The organism is uncultured Flavonifractor sp., assembly GCF_944385615.1.
Lineage (GTDB): Bacteria > Bacillota > Clostridia > Oscillospirales > Oscillospiraceae > Flavonifractor.
The window spans coordinates 1-22,634 of the sequence record NZ_CALWXV010000043.1; the positions used below are offsets into that span (position 1 = coordinate 1).

At 60.5% G+C, this 22,634-nt stretch carries 19 protein-coding genes and 1 tRNA gene; 17 read left to right on the forward strand and 3 right to left on the reverse strand.

What is annotated here, in order from left to right; genetic code table 11:
• Nucleotides 1-275 precede the first annotated feature (275 nt).
• Nucleotides 276-352, reverse strand: a tRNA-Arg gene (locus Q0J75_RS10410).
• Between the two features lie 496 nt (nt 353-848).
• Between Q0J75_RS10410 and typA the strand changes: the two genes are divergently transcribed.
• A complete protein-coding gene (typA, locus tag Q0J75_RS10415; protein ID WP_297200734.1) occupies nt 849-2,672 on the forward strand; it encodes a translational GTPase TypA in 1,824 nt (607 codons plus the stop codon).
• Between the two features lie 121 nt (nt 2,673-2,793).
• Here typA and Q0J75_RS10420 read toward each other — a convergent pair whose 3' ends face one another.
• Complete coding sequence (locus Q0J75_RS10420; protein WP_297200737.1) at nt 2,794-3,798, reverse strand: ATP-binding protein; 1,005 nt, start codon at nt 3,796-3,798, stop codon at nt 2,794-2,796.
• Nucleotides 3,799-3,801: 3 nt separating this feature from the next.
• A complete protein-coding gene (locus tag Q0J75_RS10425) occupies nt 3,802-4,797 on the reverse strand; it encodes a DnaD domain protein (protein WP_297200740.1) in 996 nt (331 codons plus the stop codon).
• Between the two features lie 216 nt (nt 4,798-5,013).
• On the opposite strand from Q0J75_RS10425, the gene Q0J75_RS10430 reads away from it, so the two are divergent.
• The 16 genes from Q0J75_RS10430 (at nt 5,014) to tsaA (ending at nt 22,526) form a co-directional block, all read left to right on the forward strand.
• Complete coding sequence (locus Q0J75_RS10430; RefSeq protein WP_297200791.1) at nt 5,014-5,490, forward strand: helix-turn-helix domain-containing protein; 477 nt, start codon at nt 5,014-5,016, stop codon at nt 5,488-5,490.
• The gene (locus tag Q0J75_RS10435) at nt 5,481-5,948 is read left to right on the forward strand and encodes a hypothetical protein (protein WP_297200744.1); all 468 of its coding nucleotides are present in this window, start codon (nt 5,481-5,483) and stop codon (nt 5,946-5,948) included. Before Q0J75_RS10430 ends, Q0J75_RS10435 begins: the two co-directional genes overlap by 10 nt.
• 223 nt (nt 5,949-6,171) lie before the next feature.
• Nucleotides 6,172-6,915: a hypothetical protein gene (locus Q0J75_RS10440; RefSeq protein ID WP_297200747.1), complete on the forward strand. Its 744-nt coding sequence runs from the start codon at nt 6,172-6,174 to the stop codon at nt 6,913-6,915.
• Nucleotides 6,916-6,972: 57 nt separating this feature from the next.
• The gene (locus Q0J75_RS10445) at nt 6,973-7,446 is read left to right on the forward strand and encodes a hypothetical protein (RefSeq protein WP_297200750.1); all 474 of its coding nucleotides are present in this window, start codon (nt 6,973-6,975) and stop codon (nt 7,444-7,446) included.
• A gap of 166 nt (nt 7,447-7,612) precedes the next feature.
• Complete coding sequence (locus tag Q0J75_RS10450) at nt 7,613-7,927, forward strand: cell division protein ZapA (RefSeq protein ID WP_297200754.1); 315 nt, start codon at nt 7,613-7,615, stop codon at nt 7,925-7,927.
• Between the two features lie 39 nt (nt 7,928-7,966).
• Entirely contained in the window at nt 7,967-10,045 is a 2,079-nt protein-coding gene (locus tag Q0J75_RS10455) for a U32 family peptidase (RefSeq protein WP_297200757.1), read from the forward strand.
• 6 nt (nt 10,046-10,051) lie between these two features.
• Nucleotides 10,052-10,501 carry a dUTP diphosphatase gene (gene dut, locus Q0J75_RS10460; protein ID WP_297200760.1) on the forward strand — a complete coding sequence of 150 codons (450 nt, stop codon included), beginning with the start codon at nt 10,052-10,054 and terminating at the stop codon, nt 10,499-10,501.
• A 47-nt stretch (nt 10,502-10,548) separates the two neighbouring features.
• Nucleotides 10,549-11,139, forward strand: a complete 591-nt coding sequence (locus Q0J75_RS10465) for a Maf family protein (RefSeq protein ID WP_297200763.1) — start codon at nt 10,549-10,551, stop codon at nt 11,137-11,139.
• Nucleotides 11,140-11,197: 58 nt separating this feature from the next.
• Nucleotides 11,198-12,007 (forward strand): rod shape-determining protein MreC, encoded by an 810-nt coding sequence (mreC, locus tag Q0J75_RS10470; RefSeq protein WP_297200766.1) that lies wholly within the window; start codon nt 11,198-11,200, stop codon nt 12,005-12,007.
• Nucleotides 12,008-12,056: 49 nt separating this feature from the next.
• Nucleotides 12,057-12,569, forward strand: coding sequence for a rod shape-determining protein MreD (locus tag Q0J75_RS10475; protein ID WP_297200770.1), 513 nt, complete (start codon nt 12,057-12,059; stop codon nt 12,567-12,569).
• Nucleotides 12,570-12,585: 16 nt separating this feature from the next.
• Entirely contained in the window at nt 12,586-14,055 is a 1,470-nt protein-coding gene (locus tag Q0J75_RS10480; protein ID WP_297200773.1) for a DUF6056 family protein, read from the forward strand.
• Between the two features lie 21 nt (nt 14,056-14,076).
• Nucleotides 14,077-16,248, forward strand: coding sequence for a penicillin-binding transpeptidase domain-containing protein (locus Q0J75_RS10485; RefSeq protein ID WP_297200776.1), 2,172 nt, complete (start codon nt 14,077-14,079; stop codon nt 16,246-16,248).
• Between the two features lie 14 nt (nt 16,249-16,262).
• Nucleotides 16,263-18,104 (forward strand): glycoside hydrolase family 13 protein, encoded by a 1,842-nt coding sequence (locus Q0J75_RS10490; protein ID WP_297200779.1) that lies wholly within the window; start codon nt 16,263-16,265, stop codon nt 18,102-18,104.
• A 179-nt stretch (nt 18,105-18,283) separates the two neighbouring features.
• Entirely contained in the window at nt 18,284-19,084 is an 801-nt protein-coding gene (locus Q0J75_RS10495) for a 7alpha-hydroxysteroid dehydrogenase (RefSeq protein WP_297200782.1), read from the forward strand.
• Nucleotides 19,085-19,215: 131 nt separating this feature from the next.
• Entirely contained in the window at nt 19,216-21,840 is a 2,625-nt protein-coding gene (locus tag Q0J75_RS10500; RefSeq protein ID WP_297200785.1) for a translation factor GTPase family protein, read from the forward strand.
• Nucleotides 21,837-22,526, forward strand: a complete 690-nt coding sequence (gene tsaA, locus Q0J75_RS10505) for a tRNA (N6-threonylcarbamoyladenosine(37)-N6)-methyltransferase TrmO (RefSeq protein ID WP_297200788.1) — start codon at nt 21,837-21,839, stop codon at nt 22,524-22,526. The genes Q0J75_RS10500 and tsaA overlap by 4 nt, the downstream gene beginning before the upstream one ends.
• Nucleotides 22,527-22,634 lie beyond the last annotated feature (108 nt).

Sequence of the window (22,634 nt, forward strand, 5' to 3'; positions counted from 1 at the left end):
AGTCCCTGGTGGAACAGCTTCGCAAGTCGCCGGAACTGGCCAACACACTGGCTGCATTGCTGGCGTCGGCCCCATCCAAAAAATAGGGCGGGAAAATCGTATTAGCAAATCGGCGTTTTTTATTAGCAAGGCCGGAAAAATAGTTCGAAGCCAATTAGCAGGCATACAGCGGAAAATGTATAAAATCGTTCCGGCGGAGCGGCAAAAACGCTCCGATGAAACGATAACAAAAAACCGCTGTAAACCATCAAAAAACGGCTTACAGCGGTCATTTTTGGCACCCCCGGCTGGGTTCGAACCAGTGGCCTGTCGCTTAGGAGGCGACCGCTCTATCCAACTGAGCTACGGGGGCTTATACAGAAATTATTCAATTTTGAAGGGCTCCAGGATTCGAACGATTCGATTTTTAGGAGGCGGACCCTCTATCCTGGTGAGGTACGGGGGCATATACAGAAATTATTCAATTTTACAAGGCTCCAGGATTCGAACGATTCGATTTTTAGGAGGGGTGCGCTCTATCCTATTGAGCTACTGGCGCATATGAACTTATGCAAAAACAGTTCCCGGACAGAAATCCGGCCTGCTGAAAACAGACAGGTGAACCCCGCCAATACCGAATCATTGTAACCCAATTTTCTTTCAGTGTCAATGCTGAGGGACGTTAAGATACGGGTTTTTGTTGGATTTTTTGCGAAAAGCGGTTGCATCGAGTGTGGGACATGCAGTATAATTAAAAGTCGAGCTTATCAGACTATTGCATATCCAGAAGTGTATGCCTTTTGCGGGATATTTGCCGGGAAACCGACGGCCCCCGGCGGTCTTGCCAGTATATCGGGAGGAAAGTTTACATGCAGAACGAGAAATTACGCAACGTAGCCATCATCGCCCACGTCGACCATGGCAAGACCACCCTGGTGGACGAAATGCTCAAACAGGGCGGCATCTACCGGGAGAACCAGGCCACCGTGGAGCGGGTCATGGACTCCAACGATCTGGAGCGGGAGCGGGGTATCACCATCCTGGCCAAGAACACCGCCGTTCACTACAAGGACGTGAAGATCAACATCGTGGACACCCCGGGCCACGCCGACTTCGGCGGCGAGGTGGAGCGCATCCTGAAGATGGTCAACGGCGTCATCCTGCTGGTGGACGCCGCCGAGGGCCCCATGCCCCAGACCCGCTTCGTGCTGTCCAAGGCCCTGGAGCTGGGCCACCGGGTCATCGTGGTGGTCAACAAGATCGACCGCCCCGACCAGCGCATCCACGAGGTCATGGACGAGGTGCTGGAGCTGCTGCTGGACCTGAACGCCACCGATGAGCAGTTTGAGTCTCCCACCCTGTTCTGCTCCGGCCGGCAGGGCACCGCCTCCTATTCCCCCGATGTGCCCGGCACAGACCTGGTGCCCCTCTTTGAGACCATTCTCAATTATATCCCTGCCCCCGAGGCCGATGTGAACGCCCCCTTCCAGATGCTGGTGTCCTCCATTGACTACAACGAGTTCGTGGGCCGTATCGCCATCGGCCGCATCGAGCGGGGTACCGTGAAGCAGAACCAGGAGATCGTGGTGTGCAACTACCACAACCCCGACGAGGCTCCCAAGAAGGCCAAGGCCACCGCGCTGTATCAGTTTGACGGTCTGGGCAAGGTGCCTGTCACCGAGGCCGACGCCGGTAACATCATTGCCATGAGCGGCATCGGCGAGATCACCATCGGCGATACCATCTGTGCCCCTGACGCGGTGGAGCCCATCGAGTTTGTCAAAATCTCCGCCCCCACCATTGAGATGACCTTCTCGGTCAACGACTCTCCCTTTGCCGGAAAAGAGGGTAAGTTCGTCACCTCCCGCCAGCTGCGGGAGCGGCTGTTCCGGGAGACCATGAAGGACGTGTCCCTGCGGGTCACCGAGACCGATTCCACCGACGCCTTCAACGTGGCCGGCCGGGGTGAGATGAGCCTGTCTATCCTCATTGAGACCATGCGCCGGGAGGGCTATGAGTTCCAGGTGTCTCCGCCCCGCGTGCTCTATCAGGAGATCGACGGCAAGAAGTGCGAGCCCATCGAGCGCCTGGTGGTGGACGTGCCCTCCGATGCGGTGGGCGCCGTCATCGAGAAGATCGGCTCCCGTAAGGGCGACCTGCTGGAGATGACTCCTGTGGGTGACCGGATGAAGATCGAGTTCCTGGTGCCCTCCCGTGGTCTGTTCGGCTACCGCAATGAGTTCTTGACCGACACCAAGGGCGAGGGTATCATGGCCTCCGTCTTTGAGTGCTACGCCCCCATGAAGGGCGAGATCCAGCGGCGCAATTCCGGCTCCCTGGTGTCCTTCGAGACTGGCGAGTCCGTGACCTACGGCCTGTACAACGCCCAGGAGCGGGGCGTGCTCTTTATCGGCGCGGGCGTGCCCGTCTACGCCGGTATGGTGGTGGGCGAGACGCCCAAGCAGGAGGATATCTCGGTCAACATCTGCAAGAAGAAGCAGCTGACCAACATGCGTGCCTCCGGCTCCGACGAGGCCCTGCGCCTCACGCCCCCCCGCCAGATGTCTCTGGAGCAGTGCCTGGAGTTTTTGGCTGATGACGAGCTGCTGGAGGTCACCCCCGAGTCCCTCCGCCTGCGCAAGCGTATCCTCAGCCACGCCGACCGCATGAAGGCTCTGAAGGGCAATAAATAAGCCTTGTATTTTAAATGAATAAGTAAACGGGTGTGCCGCATGGGATATGCGGCACACCCTTTTTCTGCGTCAATTTTCTGTTTTGGCCTGAAAACCGTATGCTGCAACAGTATTTTATATGTTACAGCTGTTCTTTTCGCTGCAAGCGGATATCCTCTCCGTAGAAGGGAAGGACCCGGTATTCTCCTTCCAGCCGGGAGGAGATCTGGGGGGTGTAGCGCTGGCGGACCTGGGTCATGTTCAGGTTGGAGGAGATCACCGTCTGCCTGCCCGCCATCAGCCGGGCGTTGACCAGAGTATAGAGGGCGGACTGAACAAAGGGGGTGGTGAGCTCGCTGCCCAGATCGTCCAAAATCAGCAGATCACAGCCCAGGTACCGTTTGGTCTCGTCCCTGGCCTCCTCGGCGTCCAGCCTGTCCCGGGCAAACTTCTGCTCTTCAAACTGTGCAAAGATATTGACCGCCGTGTCATATACCACAGAAAAGCCGTTTTCCGACACGGTGCGGGCGATACAGGCCGACAAAAAGGTCTTGCCCAGCCCCGGCGGACCGGAGAGGAACAGGTTGCGCAGCTTGAAGCGCCCGAATTTCCGGGCGTAGTTGGAGCACAAATCAAAGATAAACTCCATATTTTCCCGGGGGGAGAGGGGTTCTCCCGGCCAGGGCAGGGGGGAGTAGTAGTCCATGGAGAAGGTGTCGAAGGACTGCCCTCCCAGATCCAGCAGCTTGGACAGCTCCTTGATCTGCTCTTCGGTACATAGCCCCTTCAGACAGGAACACATCTGGGTGCCTACCCAGCCGGTGTCGTTGCATCTGGGGCAGGCGGGCCGCTGGTCCAGAGCATCGGCCGGAAAGCCATGCTCCAGCAGCAGACGGGTGCGCTCGGCCTGAAGGGACAAGTTGTGGTCCTTGATGATCTGGATGGAGGGGGCCGGGTCCTGGCCATCCCGCAAAGCGGCGGCAATGATCTGGTACACCGTCCCCTTCAGCTCTTTGTCGATCTCCGCTGCCCGGGGCAGCTGGTCGTAGATCTCCGCCTGACGGCGGGCCTGTTCCTCGGTCCGCCGGCGGCGCTGCTCCTCCAGCCGCCGGGTGGCCCGGGAAAGCACGCTGGCCTCGTATCCCATCGCTTACTCCTCCTTGTCCCGTTCCTTTTCCTGGCGCAGGAAGGCCCGCATCCGCTCCAGGTCCTCCCGCACCCGGCGGTCCACGTCGCTGGGGGCGGCGGGGTGGTCCTGCATGGCGGGTTTGCTGCCGGCGGGGGCGGCCTGCTGGGTGGTCCGGGCCGGCCGGTCCCCCGCCTCGATCTCCGCCAGGGTATGTAGGTTCTTCTTGTGCCAGCCGGTGAGAATACCGTTCATATAGTCCCAATCCATCTGCTGCTTTTTGTACACCGTCTTTTCGTAAGCCAGCCGCAGCACCTCGTCGGGGAAGCCCATGTCGGTCCAGGCCGCCACCTTCTTTTTCTCCTTCTCCACCAGAGGCCGGGGCTTCTGGCCTAGCAGCTGGAGGATCTCCCCCTCCCGGGTGCGGTAGAGGCTCTTGCGCTTGAGGTGGGCGTCGGCGGCCTGGGCGGTGTCCACCCCCAGCCGCTTCCAGACAAAGCCTTCCTTCAGCACCTGGGACATGCGGGGCTTCTGGCCCGCGCCGTATTTGCGCTCAAATTCCTCCACACACCAGCTCACCAGCAGGCAGATCACCTCGGCGGGGAGGGCCAGGTAGTCGTACAGGGTATACAGGCTTTTCAAGTCGGCGGTGGACAGCACCTTGCCCAGCCGCCGCTGGACCTCGTTCACCAGGCCGGGGAAGGTGGAGGTGGCATCCTCGATCTCCCGGGTGATGTCTGCGGCGGTGTAGTCCGGCGGCCCCTCGGGGGCGGGGATGGGGGCGGCTTCTTCGGCCTTGCCGTCGGACAGCCCCAGATTGACCAGGGCGGCGGAGGCATCCTCCAGCCGCTGGCCGTCCCACTTCAGACCTTTCCGGGCCTTGGCGGAGTCCAGCTGGCCGCCGTGGCGGAGCAGCCACAGATAGAGCAGGGCGGCGTCCCCGTTGCCGCAGGCAGTGAGCCGGTCGGCCGCCCGGGCGTCCATGGATATGATATTGCCCGGCAGCAGCAGTTCTGGCATAAAGGGGGCCTCCGTTCCGTGGGAATCTCAGTTTACCTATCATACCACATTCCAAAGGGGTGGTACAATCCCACAGCAAACATTTCCGGCGAAGTGGGGGCGCGGGGTTGCGGGAATGGGAAGAAAAGGATAAAATGACGGGGAGGAAATGCTCCGTTGCCCCTGTGCAACGGGAATGTGGTTTACAAACCACGGCCCATAGACTACGCTATTGAGGTGAGGAAAAGGATGGAACTGGCACAAAGACTGGCGGAGGCGCGGAAGGCCCGGGGGCTGTCCCAGGCTGAGGCGGCGGAACGGCTGGGTGTATCCCGACAGGCCATCTCCCGATGGGAGACGGGGGCGGGGATTCCCACGCTGGATAATCTCATGCAGCTGGGCACGCTGTACCAGGTGTCGCTGGATGGGCTGGTGTACGGCGCCGGACCGGCAGAGACCGAAGAACCACACACGGTCCCAGAAACGGAGGCCCAGATGCAGGAGCCGGAAATGACAAGGGAGCCTAAACGGAGGCGGCCTGTTCTGTTGGGGACAGCTCTGGCGCTTGTGGCTGCGGGTATCCTGGGGCTGGGAACTTGGATCGGTTTTGGGATCGCCGGAACAAGAGAGGAGACTAAAATTTTTTCAGACGATCTAGTGGTAGAAAAAAATGTAAATGCCGGAGAGGAGTTTGATTTAATGCCATGGGAATGAATTGTAAAAATAGGTTAAAAGCAGCGGCGGCTTGTGTTGCCCTGCTGGGATGTCTTAGTACTCAAAGCCCGGCTTTTGCAGTTCAATGTGATATGACTGCCACGCCCTGGAACGGTGTGGGTACAAATTCTCTTCTGGAGCATCAAATAGACAGCCTTATTGAATCCAGAGCGACCGAAACCTATAATATTAAAATCTCAGGAAATACACTGTCGAAGGCATCCAGCAGCTTTTCTATGTCCGCAGGTGAAACCATAACCATTGATGCCATCTACTCCCCCTCTACCGCAGAACTGGACGTGGGGCTGATCTATGCAGACGGTTCTTTCCACTATTTCACCACCACCGGCGGACGAATCAGCAAAACGATTGAAATGACGGAGGCCGGTACCTATGCGCTGGCTATCCGAAATAACGCATCTTATAAGGTCACTGTTTCCGGTTCTGTAAACTACTAAAAAGCATAAAGAAACCGGATATACCCGCCTACTGGGCGGATAGAAAGGATGTGGAGCCGATGGGCTAACCGATTAACAATACAAAAAGCAACCAAACGCATAACTTTAGTCAAGTCTTTTAAAATATGGTACTAAGCCATAAAAGAAGCTTTACATAGATTGGTATGCAATCTGGTCTTATTCTACGGTTCTTAAAATAACAATCTAGAAAGGTGGGCCATATATGAAAAAAATTATGTGTACTCTAATCGCAGTAGTGATAATAAATATCTCTTGTGTGCCCCCTGCTTTTGCACTGGAAAATGATCAGAAAACTCAAGAAAAGTTTGCATTTGACACCGTAATAATTGACAATGAGACAATCACCGTACCTACTATAACTCGTTCCGTAAAGAAACCCATTGCCACAAGAAGCGGTTCCTTAACTTGTTATAAAGACAGTGTGACTTACTATTTACCTGTTACCGAAGAAGCCCAAGCGTATAATGAGGAATTGGTTCGCAATTCTGGTGAGTTGACCCAAACTAAACCTGAGTTTGATCCACAGGGTTATATGATAGCTACCTCTCATATAACTTATGTGATCAGTGAAGGAACTATCGACGGACAATCGGCAAGTGATCTGTATATCTTGATCACTAATGTTGCGTTGACAAAAGATAAGGATCCGGAATCTATTGTTCATGGTGGATATTTGTTAGGTATTTCAAATCCAGTTGCGACTAAAATTATCTGTACAGGTGCCAGGCCGACAGATGATTTCATTCCGGGCACCTTTGATCAAGAGGTATATAACGTTACAATGAATTGGTCCGAGACAGGAATAAGCACTCCTTCCAGCTGGGTACCGGTCATCAGTGATAAATATTCTGATATGTTTGATGGATACGCCTCCTATTCTTACAGTCTAATCTATGATAAAATTGGCACTGTTTCCTGTACAATAAGCCATGAAATACACACATAACCAATCAATTTCCGCATCCGGATGATTTTATTCTGCCAAGAGAAGGGAGATAGAGATATGGACCGAGCAGCAGGAAAAATCAGGCTTTTATCGATTCAGGCGTTGGGCTGGCTGTCCCTGGCCGTATGGACCTGCGCCCAGATTGGGAACGAATCCCCTTCTCAGGTCAGCACAGAGCTGATCAAATTCAAATATGCGGCGGATAGTGTGCTCTACCCCCTTGGGATGTGCCTGCTGGCATACGTGCTCTTTGCCATGGCCGCCCATCTGATGAAAATCCGCATCCGTTATCGCTGGGTCCGCGCGGCGGCCGGAATCCTGGGGCTGCTCCCGGTTCTGATTTACGCCTTGGGCGCGCTTGGACAGTGGTGCATACCAGTTCTGTACCAGACCTTTGGCAATCTTTTTTTCCGCCTGGCCATTCTGCGAAACGGCTTTTCTCATCCAGGCTTTTTGCTTGGAGTATGCGTAAGTATGCTGCTGCTGGTCCTGGCAGTGGAAACCGGACCGTCTAAGGGGCAGGATACATAGAAAAGCGTCTGCATTGTCTTTCAAATCCATTCCGGCCCGGAAACGGAGGGAGTCCCTCTGTTTCCGGGTCTTTTGTCTCCCCGCGAAAATTAACGAAGAATTTGTTTTTCTTCTCGGACGGGATGTGATATAATAACCTATCAGATTATGGTCAGGAGGGGTTTGCATGAAAAACCGCGTCGCCGTTACCATCGCCGGGCAGGAATACACCCTGGTTGGCACCGAAGACGCCGGCTATACCGAGAAGGTGGCAGCCCATGTGGACGAGAAGGTGCGGGAGGTCATGGACGGCGCCCACGTCTCCCTGGTAGATGGTGCTGTATTGGCGGCGGTGAACATCGCCGATGAATATTTTAAAGAGGTGGAGGCGGCAGAGAACCTGCGCCGCCAGCTCAAGGAATATCTGGAGGAGGCCACCAAGGTGAAGATGGAGCTCTCCGAGGCAAAACGGGAGATCTTCAAGCTACAGAACAAGAAGTAAGGAGCGGGGGGCAGCGGCCCCCGCTCCGGGAGGGATCGTATGTTGGAACTGCTCGCCCCCGCCGGGTCCATGGAGGCCGTGGCGGCAGCTGTACAAAACGGCGCGGACGCCGTTTATTTGGGATATGGAGACTTCAATGCCCGCCGCAACGCGAAAAATTTCTCCCGGGAGGAATTTGCGGCGGCGGTTTCTTATTGCCATGTGCGGGGGGCCAAGGTATACCTGACCCTCAACACCCTGCTCACCGACCGGGAGCTGCCCCAGGCGGCGGAGTTTGCCGCCGAGGCCAGCAGCCTGGGGGCTGACGCGGTGCTGGTGCAGGATTTGGGGGTGCTGCGGATGGTGCGGCAGGTGGCCCCCGACCTGCCCGTCCACGCCTCCACCCAGATGACCATTCACAATCTGGACGGGGTGAAGATGGCGGCCGACCTGGGCATGACCCGGGCGGTGCTCTCCCGGGAGCTGTCCCGGGACCAGATCGAATACATCTGCCAGCGCTCTCCCATTGAGATCGAGGTATTCGCCCACGGGGCGCTGTGCATGTGCTACTCCGGCCAGTGCTTTTTGTCCTCCGTCATCGGTGGGCGCAGCGGCAACCGGGGCCTGTGCGCCCAGCCCTGCCGCCTGAAATACGGCTGGGAGGGCAAGGCGGACAGCTATCCCCTGTCCCTGAAGGACCTGTCCCTGGCGGGCTATCTGCGCCAGCTGCGGAAGATGGGGGTGACCTGCGTCAAGCTGGAGGGCCGGATGAAGCGGCCGGAGTATGTGGCGGTGGTCACCGGCATTTTCTCCCGGGCCATCCACGAGGACCGGGAGCCCACCGCCGAGGAGATCAACCAGCTCCAGGCGGCCTTTTCCCGCCAGGGCTTTACCCAGGGCTACTACCTGGACCAGCAGGGTCCCCACATGTTCGGCGTACGGGAGGAGACCAAAGAACCCAAGGAGCTCTTTGCCCTGGCCCGCAGCACCTACCAGAGCGGAGAGGCCCAGCGGGTGCCCGTCACCTTTTACGCCATGCTCCGCCCCGGCGAGCCCGCCCAGGTGGGGGTGAAGGACCCGGAGGGCCGGGTATCCACGGCGGAGGGTGCGGTGCCCGAGCCCGCCCGTACCCGGCCGCTGACCACCGAGGCGGTGGAAAATCAGCTGGCCCGCACCGGCGGCACCCCCTACCGGGCGGAGCGGATGCGTGTGCTGGTGGAGGATGGTCTGTCCATGCCTCTGTCCGCCCTCAACGCCCTGCGGCGGGAGGCCCTGGACGGCCTGACCCGCCAGCGGGAGGCTCTGCCCAGCCGGCACATGGGCAGCTACCATGTGGGGGCCCGGTATGAAAACCGGAAGGAACCCCCCGTCCTCACCCTGTCGGTGCGCTCGGCCCAGCAGATCACTGAACAGCTGCTGGAGCTGGGACCCGCCCTGGTCTATGTGCCCCTGGAGGAGCTGGCCGCCCACCCGGAGAAGGCCAAGGCCCCGGCCGGTACCGCCATTGGGGCTATTCTGCCCCGGATCGCCTGGGACCGGGAGTTTCCTCAGATGCTGGACAACCTGAAAAAAGTGCGGGATCTGGGGGTGACCGACGTGCTGGTGGGCAACCTGGGTATGGTGGCCGCCGCCAAAGAGCTGGGCTTCACCCTGCGGGGAGATTTCGGCCTGGAGGTCTATAATGCCCAGGCTGTGAAAGAATATAAGAAGCTGGGCTTTTCCTCCCTCACCCTGTCCTTTGAGCTGAAGTTCCCCCAGATCCGGGATTTGTCCAAGGCTCTGGACGTGGAACTCATCACCTATGGCCGGCTGCCCCTGATGATTATGGAGAACTGTATCATCAAAAACCGCACCGGCTCCTGTAACTGTCAGAACACCAATACCCTCACCGACCGGAAGGGGGCCAGGTTCCCGGTGGTCAATGCGCCGGGCTGCCGCAATGAGCTGCTCAACTCCCAGACCCTCTTCCTAGCGGACAAGGCCGCCGACTACCAGCGGCTGGGGCTGTGGGCCCAGCGGCTGATGCTCACTGTGGAGGACCCCCAGACCTGCGTCCAGGTGACCCGGCGGTATCTGGACCAGGAGAAGTGGAGCCCCAAGGAGTACACCCGTGGGCTATATTACCGAGATGTGGAGTAAACTGAGATGACATTGAAACTCAAGGCGGTGTCCCCCAAGCTGGGGAAGGAGCTGCCCTGGCCCAGCCGGGCCACGGAGGGCTCCGCCGGGCTGGACCTGGCCGCCTGCATCGACCGGGACGTGACCATCGCCCCCCGGCAGCTGGTCTGCATCCCCACCGGAGTGGCTATCGCCCTGCCGGGGCCGGAGTATGTGGCCCTGGTGTTCGCCCGGTCGGGGCTGGGCATCAAGCACGGTATCGCCCTGTCCAACGGGGTGGGGGTCATTGACAGCGACTACCGGGGGGAGCTTCAGGTGGGGCTGACCAACCTGTCCGACACCCCCTATACTATCCGCCCCGGAGACCGTATCGCCCAGCTGGTGGTGACCCCGGTGGTCCTGCCCCAGGTGGAGATCGTGGAGGAGCTGGAGGACACCGGGCGGGGGACCGGCGGGTTCGGCTCCACTGGACTGTAGGACCGGAGCGAGCGGTCAAACCGGTTATTTGGAAAGGAACAAAGCAAATGGAACTTATTTTGGCTTCCAAAAGCCCCCGGAGACGGGCGCTGCTGGAGCAGATGGGGGTGCGCTCCTTCCGGGTGGTCACCCCTGACATTGACGAGCACATGGACCGGGACCTGCCGCCGGCGGAGCTGGTGCGGCAGATTTCAGAGGAAAAGGCCCGGGCGGTGGCCGCCCAGGTGGGACCGGACGCCATCGTCATCGCCGCCGATACGGTGGTGGCCCTGGACGGGGCGGTGCTGGGCAAGCCCGCCGACCAGGAGGAGGCCTTTCGGATGCTCTCCATCCTGTCGGGCTGCCGCCATCAGGTGTACACCGGCCTCACCGTCCTGCGGGGCGAGCAGGTATACAGCGTGTGGGAGGAGACGGCGGTCACCTTCCGCTCTCTGACCGGGGAGGAGATCGAGGCGTATATCGCCACCGGGGAGCCTATGGACAAGGCCGGAGCCTACGGCATCCAGGGCTACGGCGCTTTGCTCATTGAGGGCATTTCGGGGGACTACTACAATGTGATGGGTTTGCCGGTGTGCCGCCTGGGGCAGATCCTGGGCGAGCTGGGGATCAACTGCATGGCCCTGGCTGCGGGCGTGTGAGAAAGAGAGGCTGGGCACAGGCGTGAAGGATTTTTTTCGGCACAATGGAATCTTGATTTTGATAGCCGCCATCCTGGTAGCGCTGATTACGGCAGTGGTCTCCATGCTGCTGGGGGGGATCGCCAATCCCTTTGCCAATCTGGCCGGAATCATCAGTACCCCGGTGCGCAACGGCATCAGCGCCGTGACCAACTGGGTGGAGGAGCGCTACAGCGATGCCTTTGAGCAGGAACAGCTCAAGGATGAGCTGGAGGCCCTGAAGCAGGAGAACGCCGAACTGAAGGCCAAGGAGCGGGAATATGACGCCGCCCTTCAGGAAAATGAGCGGCTGCGCAACGCCCTGGACCTGCGGCCCAAGGAGCGCAGCTTTGACCAGCTGGAGTCGGCCATGGTCACCGCCCGGTCCACCTCCAACTGGGAGTCCAGCATCACCCTGAGCAAGGGCTCCTCCATGGGCATTGAGGTGGACGACTGCGTGGTGGACGAGTACTGGAACCTGGTGGGCGTGGTGGCCGAGGTGGGGGAGAACTGGTGTACTGTGCGTACCCTCATCGACGCCAATATCGAGATGGGCGGCCAGCTGGTGCGCACCGGCGGCGCGGCCATTCTGGAGGGCGATCTGGCCCTGATGGGGGAGGGCAAGCTGAAGCTGAGCTATCTGCCGGAAAACAGCCAGCTCATGTCCGGCGATCTGGTGATTACCTCCGGCCGGGGCGGCGTCTATCCCTCCGGGCTGGTGGCCGGTCATGTGGAGGAGGTGCGCACCGACGCCTCCGGTATGACGGAGTACGCCGTCATTGTGCCTGAAACCGACCTGGACAATTTGCAGCAGGTCCTTGTTATCAAGGACTTCAATATCGTAGAGTAGAATCGGGGCCGGACCAACCGGCCCCGCTGCCGAAGGAGGAACACGCCCTGTGACAAGGCAGGATTTTTTGATCAAATGGGGGGTTTACGCCCTGGCGCTGCTGCCGGTGTGGTTCTGCGAGGTCTTTCTGCTCAACCGCTTCCCCCTGTTTGGGGTGGCCCCCATGCTGCTCCCTCTGGCTGCCATCGCTGTGGCGGTGCTGGAGGGTACCGTGGCCGGAGCGGGCTTCGGCCTGGGCGTGGGTATCCTGTGCGACGCGGTCTACTTCAACCCCGACGGAGCCATGACGGTGGGCCTGTGCCTGCTGGGCGTGGGGGCTGGGGCCCTGTCCCAGTATGTGGTGCGCCAGAATCTGGTGGGCTGCCTGCTGTGCTCCCTGCTGGCCCTGGCGTGCATTGACGGAGTGCGCATCCTGGCCAATTTGCTCACCGGCGCCGCCGCCCTGCCCGTCCTGCTCTCCTTGGCCGGGCGGGAGATCGCCTGGTCCATGGTATTTGTACTGCCGGTGTACGCCCTGTTTCTGTGGGTGTTCCGACGGGTACCCAAAAAGACAGTTTTGTAGGAAAAGAGAGAAAAAGATGCACCGTTTTCGTTCCCTCTGGAAAACGTGGGGCCCTTGGCTGCTGCTGGCCCTGCTGGCGGCCAGCCTGATTCCCATTTTGCTGTTGGGGCGGTACGACTGGCCCTCTGCCGACGATTACAGCTATGCCCTGCGTACCCATGAGGCCATTGTACAGGGCCAGTGCCCTCTGACGGCCAGCCTGAAGCATATCGCTGAATATTATAAGGGCTGGCAGGGGACCTTTTCCGCCATTCTGCTCATGACCTTTACCCCGCTGGCCGCCTCGCCCTTTCTCTATTGGCTGACGCCGGTGGTGATGCTGGCCTCCCTGTGCCTGGGCACCTTCAAGCTGTCCGACACCCTGGCCCGCCGGGCTTTGGGGGGGACCTGGCGGCAGACGGTTTTTCTGGCTGTCCCCATCCTGCTGTTGTCCATCCAGTTTGTGGCCTCTCCCAAGGACACCTTTTATTGGTGGAACGGGGCGGTCTATTACACCTTCACCTATGGCATCAGCCTGCTGCTGGTGGAGCGGATGGTAGCCCTCAAGCTGGCCGCTACCCGCCGTCAGGTGTTGTGGGCTGTGGTTCCCGGTACGCTTGCCGCCCTGATGGTGGGGGGGAGCAATTATGTCTCCGCGCTGCTGAGTACCCTGCTGTGCGGCCTGTTCCTGCTGTGGTTTCTGTGGAAGGACCGGACAAAGGTCCTGCCCGCCCTGCTGCCTGCGGTGGTGCTGTGGGCCGGGTTCCTCATCAGCGTGGTCGCCCCCGGCAACGGGGTGCGGCAGGCCTCGGTGGCGCCCCCCATCAGCCCGGTGGACGCGGTGATGGAATCCATCCTGAAGGCGTGGGAGGACTGCCTGGACTGGATGAACTGGCCGATTTTGCTGGTATTCCTGCTGATGATCCCTCTGCTGTGGAGCCTGACAGAGCGGATCTCCTTCCGTTTTCCTCTGCCCCTGGCCTTTTTGGCGTTCAGTTTTCTGCTCTTTGCCGCCCAGAATGCCCCTCACTTTTACGCCCTGGGGGTCAGCGGTCCCGAGCGGCTGCGCTCCATCGTGTTTTACTCCTTTTTCTGGCTGGTGGCCGTCAATCTGTGGTACTGGCTGGGCTGGGTGAGACGGGCGGTTCTGCCCAGGCTGGCGGAGGGGGAGGCCCTGGCGGGACGGCTCTGGCTGGCGGTGCCTGTGGTGCTGGTCCTGCTGGCGGCCACGACGGTGAGATTTCACTACTGGGATGAAAGCACCAGCGGGCGGACCGCCGCCGCTCTGGCCGACGGCTCGGCGGAGTACTACTGGCAGCAGCAGGTGGACCGGCTGACAGTGCTCCAGGACCCATCCGTCTCCGACGTGCGGCTGGAGCCCCTGGATGTGCCCCATCAGCTGAAACTGCTGCTCTACAACGGAGACGCCAGCCCTGACCCCGCCGTCTGGGTCAATCAGGCCCTGGCCAACTTCTATCACAAAAACAGCGTAGTTACCACCCACTGACCCTGGAAGGAGACCTGAATCGTGGAAGGGAAACAATTTCACATTCGTACCATCGTCGTTGCCCTGCTGCTGTTCCTGTTGTTGGGCGGATTTCTGCTGCTCCTCTACAACCTGCAAATCGTAAAGGGTCCGGAATATCGGGCCGCCTCTGTCGTGAAGATCTCCAATGAGGTGACGGTGGAGGCCGCCCGGGGAGAGCTGATGGACCGGTATGGCCGCTCTCTGGTGAGCAACCGGGCCACCTATCAGATCACCCTCAATTCCTCCCTCATGGGGGCGGAGGCCGAGCGCAACGCCAATCTGCTGGCCCTGCTCCAGATCTGCCGGGACAACAATCTGACCTGGACCGACACGCTGCCCATCTCCTCCCAGGCCCCCTTTACCTACACCAGCGACACCCCGCTGGTCTATATCAATGACAGCGGCGCCGCCAAATTCACCTATCTGGGGGCTCTGCTGGACGTGCTCCCTTTGGGGGATGATATCCTGCCCAACCGCTGGCACAAAGAGGATCTGACCTTTGTCCGCCACCTGGAGGACCTGGGCGAAGGCCCCACGGCGGAGGAGGTCATCGCTGGGCTGCGGGAGTATTTTCTCATTGACCCGTCGGTCAGCGACACCGACGCCCGGGCCCTTATCGGCGTGCTTTATGAGCTCAACCTTCGCAGCCGTGATGTGAAACAGACCGAATACATTTTTGCTCAGGACGTGAATATTGACGCCATTTCGGCCATTAAGGAGCAGAGCCTGGTGGGGATCAACATCGCCGCCACCACCGTCCGGCAGTACAATACCACCAGCGCCGCCCATCTGCTGGGCCGGGTAGGCTCCATCCAAAACTGGGATGCCTACAAGGATAAGGACTACAATATGAACGACTCGGTGGGCATCGACGGCATGGAATATGCCTTTGAGGACTATCTGCGGGGGAAATCGGGTACCCTGCTGCAGGAGATGTCCACCAGCGGCAAGGTGGTCAGCGAGACCTGGAAAGTGAACAGCACCACCGGCGAGGTCCAGGAGCCCGAGCCGGGCAACCACGTCATGACTACCCTGGACCTGCGGCTCCAGGAGAAGGTGGAGCAGGTGCTGGCCAGCACCATCGAGGGGCTGGCGGAGTCCCGCAACAAGGGCGCTGTCGTCGTGCAGAGCGTCAACGACGGCGGTATTCTGGCCATGGCCTCCTATCCCACCTACGACCTGACCACGGTATACAGCAACGGGGAGGCTTACAGCGCTGTGGCCAACAACCCCCTGAAACCCTTTACCAACCGGGCCACCAGTGAGATCTACTCCCCCGGTTCCACCTTCAAGCCCCTGGTGGCCATCGCCGCTTTGGAGGAGGGGCTTACCACCCCCACAGAGCAGATTAAGGATACCGGCGCCCTCCAGCTTCCTGAGGAGGAACACTATCCCTACGGCGACTATCACCCTCAGTGCTGGATCTACCGTCAGTACCGGGGCACCCATGGCTGGGAAAACCTGGCCGACGCTCTGCGGGACTCCTGCAACATCTATTTCTATACCATGGGACACCGGCTTGGCATTGAAAAGATTGACGAATATGCCGCCAAATTTGGCCTGGGTCAAAAGACCGGCCTGGAGCTGGGAGAGAAAGAGGGCTATGTGGCCGGACCGGAGACCAGCAAAATGCTGAACCAGGAGTGGTATGGCGGCAATTTGCTCTCAGCCGCCGTAGGCCAGGACAATACCAAGATCACCATGCTGCAACTATCCAACTACATTGCCACCCTGGTCAACGGGGGCTATCACTACGAGACCCATCTGCTCAAGACCGTCAAGTCCAACGATTTCACCCAGACGGTGTACCAGTATGACGCCCAGCCCGTGGAGGTGCTGGATCTGGACCCGGCCAATGTGGAGGCGGTCAAGCAGGGCATGTGGGAGGTGGCCAATGACTCGGAGAGCACCGTAGACCAATATCTGAGCAATCTGGCGGTGGAAGTGGGCGCCAAGACCGGCTCGGCCCAGGTGTCCGCCGACAAGAGCGCCGACGCCGTGTTTGTGCTCTTCGCTCCCTACGACGACCCGGAGATCGTTATCTCCATGGTGGTGGAGGGCGGTGCCTCGGGCGGTAATCTGGCCAGCGCCGCTGGGGAGATCGTCAACTATTACTTTGGCAGCGAGCATACCATGGAAACGGTAGGGACCGAAAATACGCTGATCCGCTGAAGGGAGTCTTTTTCTTGCTGGACGCAATGACCTTTGACAGCCGGGATAGCCGGTATAAACAGCCCTATGGCGCAGTGCCTTCGGGGACGAAAGTGTCTCTGGCCCTGCGCCCCCTCCGAACGGAGGGATTTTCCCAGGCGGTGCTCATCGCCTATTTTGAGTCCCACCAGGAGCGGCGGCTGGAGCTGCCCATGGTCTGGGACGGCATCGACGGGGACCGGGACGTGCTCCGGGTCACCCTGGACACCGGGAACCATGTGGGCCTGGTGTGGTATTCCTTCCGCCTGGACCGGCTGGACGGCCGGCAGGAGGAGTTGGGCCCCTACCAGCTGACGGTATACGACGGCACGGACCAGGTGCCGGGCTGGTTTGGAGAGGGAGTCACCTATCAGATCTTTCCAGACCGCTTCCGCCGTACCAGGGTGCCCAATCCCGAGGGCATGGTGGGGGGACGCACCGTCCACGCCAGCTGGCGGGAGGAGCCGGAATACCGCCCCGACGAGCACGGCGAGGTGCGCAACCGGGACTTCTTCGGCGGCGATCTGCGGGGGGTGCTGGAAAAGCTGCCCTACCTCCGGGACCTGGGGGTGGAGACCATCTATTTCTGCCCCATCTTTGAAGCCCCCGAGAACCACCGTTACGGCACCGGCGACTATGAGAAGATCGACCCCATGCTGGGCACCGAGGAGGATTTTAAAGCCCTCTGCGACGCCGCCCACCAGCTGGGGATCAAGATCATGCTGGATGGGGTGTTCAATCATCAGGGGTATGTGAGCCGCTACTTCAACGGGGACGGCTTCTACCCGGAGAACGGGGCCTGCCAGTCTCAGGACAGCCCCTACTATAAATGGTATCATTTCTCTCACTGGCCCGATCAGTACGACTCCTGGTGGGGCATCTACTCTCTGCCCGCCGTCAACGAAGCCGAGCCCTCTTACCGGGATTATATCTTTGAAGATGAAAACAGCATTGTCCGCCGCTGGCTGCGGGCGGGGGCGGACGCCTGGCGGCTGGATGTGGCCGACGAGCTGCCCGACGACTTTGTCCACGGCATCCACCAGGCCGTCCGGGAGACCGACCCCAACGCCATCGTCATCGGCGAGGTGTGGGAGGACGGGTCCACCAAAATGGCCTATGGCGTGCGCCGCAAGCATATCCTGGGGGGACACTGCGACGGACTGATGAACTACCCCTTCCGCAATGGTCTGCTGGGCTACTTGATGGGGGGAGACGCCGTCCACTTCAAAAACGCCATGGAGACCCTGCGGGAGAACTATCCCCCCTTCGCCTTCCATTCGGCTATGAACTTCCTGGGTACCCACGACACCCCCCGTATCCTCACCCTGCTGGGCTACGGCGGGGACGGACAGGACCACGACAAGGACTGGCGGGCGGCCTATTTTCTCACCCCTGAGCAGTACCTGCTGGGCCGCACCAAGCTGATGCTGGGGGCCCTGGTGCTCTTTGCCTTCCCCGGCTCTCCTATGATCTACTACGGAGACGAGGCGGGCATGGAGGGCTTTGAGGACCCCTTTAACCGCCGGACCTACCGCTGGGAAATGACCGACGGAGTGCTCCACGCCTGGTATACCAAGCTGGGGCAGGCCCGGAAGAAGCTGGTTTCTCTGCGGCGGGGGAGCCTGCGCTGGGGCCGCACCGAGGGCAAGATGCTCTCCTTCCTGCGGGAGGGAGAGGGGGAGCCGGTGCTGGCCGCCGTCAACGTGGGCAAGGCCCCGGAGCCCATCACCTTGCCCTGGCCCGCGGAGGACTGGATGAGCGGGCTGAAGCTGCCCGCCGGACCGGTGGCGCTGCCCCCCATGACGGGGTGGCTGCTCACCCCCAGCCGGTCCAACTGAACCAAAAGACACAGGAAAACCGAAGGGCCGCGTTTGCGGCCCTTCGGTTTTCCTATTTATTCCAGAGTGAGGTGGAGCGCTGAGCGAAGGATCAAAAAATAACACTTGCCAATCCAGGGTTGTGATGCTATTATCATAGTATCTTAATTATACCAACTGGTTTAAAAAGGAGAATTAACATGAAAGAACTGGAACAAAAGGTGGCGCTGGTCACCTCCTCCACCCGTGGAATTGGTCTGGCCTGCGCCAAGGCGCTGGCCGCTCAGGGCGCGGCGGTCTATCTGGGGGTCCGCCGGCTGGATGCCGGACAGAAAATCGCCGATGAGCTGATTGCCGCCGGCGGCCGGGCCGGTGTGGTCTACTTTGACGCCTCCAACGAGGAGAGCTTTACCGGTATGGTGGACGAGGTGGCGGCCAAGGAGGGGCGGCTGGATATTCTGGTGAATAACTTTGGCAGCACCGACGTAAAGACCGATCTGGATGTGGTGAGCGGCGACACGGAGGACTTTTTCCGCATCGTCAACACCAACCTCAAAAGCGTGTATCTGCCCAGCAAGGCGGCAGTACCCCTCATGGCGAAAAACGGCGGCGGCTCCATCATCAACATCGGCTCGGTAGGCGGGATCTATCCAGACCTGAGCCGCACCGCCTACGGCGTCAGCAAGGCCGCCATCCACTTCCTCACCAAGGACATCGCGGTGCAGTATGCCCGGCAGGGGGTGCGGTGCAACGCGGTGCTCCCCGGCTTTACCGCCACCGACGCCGCCATGAACAATATGTCCCAGGCCTTCCTGGACCTCTTCCTGAAAAATGTCCCCCTCAACCGCCCCGGCCGCCCGGAGGACATTGCCGACGCCGTTGCCTTCCTGGCCAGCGACCGGGCCGCCTTCATCACCGGCGAGATCCTGCCTGTGGCCGGCGGCTTTGGTCTGCCCACCCCCCTGTACGCCTCCTATATGAGCGCGGGGGCCAAGGGCTGATTTTAACCTTTGTCGAAAAAGTGGCTTTGCCACTTTTTCGACAGCCTCAAGGGCCCTTCGGGGCCCTTTTTATTTGCCCTGTTCCCCGGGACATGCTATACTATACTATCATACCGTAAAGGACGGCAGCTATGGAAAAACTGGTTGTGGGCATCCTGGCCCACGTGGACGCGGGCAAAACCACCCTTAGCGAGGGGATGCTCTACACCTGCGGAAAACTGAAAAAATTGGGACGGGTGGACCACGGGGACGCCTTTCTGGACACCGACCCCATGGAGAAGGAGCGGGGGATCACCATCTTCTCCAAGCAGGCCATCCTGCCCCTGGACACTGTGGAGATTACCCTGCTGGACACCCCCGGCCATGTGGACTTTTCCGCCGAGATGGAGCGTACCCTGTCGGTGCTGGACTGCGCCATTCTGGTGGTCAGCGGGGCCGACGGGGTCCAGGGCCACACCCATACCCTGTGGAAGCTGCTGGAACGCTATCAGGTGCCCACCTTCCTCTTTGTCAATAAAATGGACTTGGCGGGGGCCGACCGGGCCGCCCTGCTGGGGGAGCTGAAGGGCAGGCTGGACGAGGGCTGTGTGGATATGAACGACCAAGAGGCCCTTTTTGAACAGGCCGCTTTGTGCGACGAGGGCCTGCTGGAGGATTATCTGGAGACAGGGGCGGTGCCGGACACCGCCCTTACCGCCCTCATGGCCCGGCGGAAGCTGTTCCCCTGCTGGTTTGGCTCAGCCCTCAAGCTGGAGGGGGTGGAGGAATTTCTCCATGGGCTGGAGCGGTACGCCCCCCGGCCGGGATACCCCGCCGGTTTCGGCGCCCGGATTTTTAAAATCTCCCGGGATGGGCAGGGGGCCCGGCTGACCTGGATGAAGGTCACCGGCGGTAGCCTGAAGGTGAAAACGGTGCTGGAGGGCCCCGGCTGGAGCGACAAGGCCGACCAGCTGCGGGTCTACTCCGGCGCTAAATTTCAGCCAGTGGATCAGGCCCCGGCGGGGTCTGTGGTGGCGGTGACCGGCCTGCCGTCCGCCGCCGCCGGTCAGGGGCTGGGCTTTGAGGCGGAGGGGACGCCCCCCGCCCTGGAGCCGGTGCTCACCTATCAGGTGATTTTGCCCCAGGGCCAGGACCCGGTGACCGCCCTGCAAAAGCTACGCCAGCTGGAGGAGGAGGACCCACAGCTGCATCTGGTGTGGAGCGAACGGCTGCGGGAAATTCATATCCAGCTTATGGGGCAGGTTCAGCTGGAGATTTTGCGGCGGCTGATTTTGGAGCGGTTTGGCATGGAGGTGTCCTTCGGTCAGGGGGGCATCGTGTACCGGGAGACCATTGCCGCTCCGGTCATCGGGGTGGGCCACTATGAGCCGCTCCGCCATTACGCCGAGGTCCATCTGCTGATGGAGCCGGGGGAGCGGGGGAGCGGTATCACCCTGGCCACCGCCTGCCCCGAGGATGTGCTGGAGGGGAACTGGCAGCGGCTGATCCTCACCCATCTGGCCGAGCGGGCCCACCCGGGGGTGCTCACCGGCTCCCCCCTCACCGACGTAAAAATTACTCTGCTGGCAGGCCGTGCCCACCTGAAGCACACCGAGGGGGGCGACTTCCGGCAGGCCACCTACCGGGCGGTGCGGCAGGGATTGATGGAGGCGGAGAGCCTTCTGCTGGAGCCCTGGTATACCTTCCGGCTGGAGGTGCCCAGCCCCCAGGTGGGCCGTGCCCTGTCTGATGTACAGCGGATGGGGGGAGAATGTGACCCGCCGGAGACAGTGGGAGAGACCACGGTGCTTACCGGCTCCGCCCCGGTGGCGGGGCTGCGGGACTACGGCGGGGAGGTGGCCTCCTACACCAGAGGCATGGGGCGGCTGAGCTGTACTCTGAAGGGCTACTACCCCTGCCACGACCAGCAGGCCGTGGTGGAGGCGCTGGGCTATGACCCGGAGCGGGATGTGGACAACCCCACCGGCTCGGTGTTCTGTGCCCACGGAGCGGGGTATAACGTGGCGTGGGACCAGGTCAAGAAGATGGCCCACGTGGACAGCGGCCTGTCGTTGGACAAGCCCCCGGAACCGGAACCCCCCGCCGCGCCCGCCCGGCGGACCCCCTCCAGCCCCGGCCTGTCCCTGGAGCAGGACAAGGAGTTGATGGCCATCTATGAGCGGACCTACGGCAAGGTGGAGCGCAACTCCTTCCGGCCCCAGACCAAGCCCGCCCGCACCAGCCTGGACGATAAAAAGTACAATGTCCAGACCCAGAACAAAGGACCGGAGTACCTGCTGGTGGACGGCTACAACATCATCTTTGCCTGGGAGGAGCTGAAACGGGTGGCCCAGACCAATTTGGACGCCGCCCGGCAGCTGCTGATGGACCTGCTCAGCAACTACCAGGGGTTTAAGAAGTGCGTGGTCATCCTGGTGTTTGACGCCTATAAGGTGCCCCGGAATGTACAGGATGTATTCAAATATCACAACATCTACGTGGTGTATACCAAAGAGGCGGAGACCGCCGACGCCTATATCGAGCGGGCCACCTACGAGATCGGCAGGCACCACCATGTGCGGGTGGCCACCTCCGACGGGGCGGAACAGCTCATCATCCTGGGCCATGGGGCCCTGCGTCTGTCCGCCACCACCTTCAAGGCGGAGGTGGAACAGGTGAGCGGCCAGATCGCCGCCATTCTGGCCCGCAACAACAAGCCGGTCAAATCCCGGCCGGTGGAGGCTGCCCTGAACCGGGCCAAGGAGGGAAAAGCATGATCCCGATGCATGTCATCGCCACCATCCGCAGCGATTTTCCCACCAAGTTCGGCATACCCCGGCAGAGCGGGCTGGTGGAGGAGCTGAAAGCCACCGTGGTCTTTGAACCGGAGTACCGCAACCCGGACGCCCTGCGGGGGCTGGAGGACTTCTCCCACCTGTGGCTCATCTGGCAGTTTTCCCAGGCGGTGCGGGAGACCTGGTCTCCCACGGTACGGCCCCCCCGGCTGGGGGGCAATACCCGTATGGGGGTGTTTGCCACCCGGTCCCCCTTCCGGCCCAACCCCATCGGCCTGTCCTGCGTGAAGCTGGAGGAGATCAAAAAGGACCCGGTCCTGGGTCCTGTGTTGGTGGTGTCGGGGGCCGATCTCATGGACGGCACCCCTATTTTGGATCTGAAACCCTATCTGCCCTATGCCGATGCCCACCCGGAGGCCACCGGGGGCTTTACCGGCAATGTGGGGGGAACGACCCTCCGGGTGGAGTGCCCCCCGGAGCTGCTGGAGGCGGTGCCCCAGGACAAGCGGCAGGCTCTGCTGGGGGTGCTCTCCCGGGACCCCCGGCCCTCCTACCAGCACGACCCCAGCCGGGTGTACGGTATGGCCTTTGCCGGGCTGGAAGTAGGGTTCACTGTGGACGGAGATACCCTCTATGTCTGTCGGGTGGAGCCTAAAAAAGCAGATTGACGCAAAAAAAGGTGTGCCGCACTGCGGCACACCTCAGCCTGTCGAAAAAGTCCAGCGAAAGCTGGGCTTTTTCATTTAGATGAGATAAAATAGAGGAGGTGGTGAGAA

Bases quoted from the DNA above. Each gene is read 5' to 3' on its own strand.
- Q0J75_RS10450 (WP_297200754.1), top strand. From the start codon at position 7,613: ATGAAAAACCGCGTCGCCGTTACCATCGCCGGGCAGGAATACACCCTG.
- Q0J75_RS10455 (WP_297200757.1), top strand. From the start codon at position 7,967: ATGTTGGAACTGCTCGCCCCCGCCGGGTCCATGGAGGCCGTGGCGGCA.
- dut (WP_297200760.1), top strand. From the start codon at position 10,052: ATGACATTGAAACTCAAGGCGGTGTCCCCCAAGCTGGGGAAGGAGCTG.
- Q0J75_RS10480 (WP_297200773.1), top strand. From the start codon at position 12,586: ATGCACCGTTTTCGTTCCCTCTGGAAAACGTGGGGCCCTTGGCTGCTG.
- Q0J75_RS10425 (WP_297200740.1), bottom strand. From the start codon at position 4,797: ATGCCAGAACTGCTGCTGCCGGGCAATATCATATCCATGGACGCCCGG.
- Q0J75_RS10500 (WP_297200785.1), top strand. From the start codon at position 19,216: ATGGAAAAACTGGTTGTGGGCATCCTGGCCCACGTGGACGCGGGCAAA.
- Q0J75_RS10465 (WP_297200763.1), top strand. From the start codon at position 10,549: ATGGAACTTATTTTGGCTTCCAAAAGCCCCCGGAGACGGGCGCTGCTG.
- Q0J75_RS10495 (WP_297200782.1), top strand. From the start codon at position 18,284: ATGAAAGAACTGGAACAAAAGGTGGCGCTGGTCACCTCCTCCACCCGT.
- Q0J75_RS10435 (WP_297200744.1), top strand. From the start codon at position 5,481: ATGGGAATGAATTGTAAAAATAGGTTAAAAGCAGCGGCGGCTTGTGTT.
- Q0J75_RS10440 (WP_297200747.1), top strand. From the start codon at position 6,172: ATGAAAAAAATTATGTGTACTCTAATCGCAGTAGTGATAATAAATATC.
- Q0J75_RS10420 (WP_297200737.1), bottom strand. From the start codon at position 3,798: ATGGGATACGAGGCCAGCGTGCTTTCCCGGGCCACCCGGCGGCTGGAG.
- tsaA (WP_297200788.1), top strand. From the start codon at position 21,837: ATGATCCCGATGCATGTCATCGCCACCATCCGCAGCGATTTTCCCACC.
- typA (WP_297200734.1), top strand. From the start codon at position 849: ATGCAGAACGAGAAATTACGCAACGTAGCCATCATCGCCCACGTCGAC.
- Q0J75_RS10445 (WP_297200750.1), top strand. From the start codon at position 6,973: ATGGACCGAGCAGCAGGAAAAATCAGGCTTTTATCGATTCAGGCGTTG.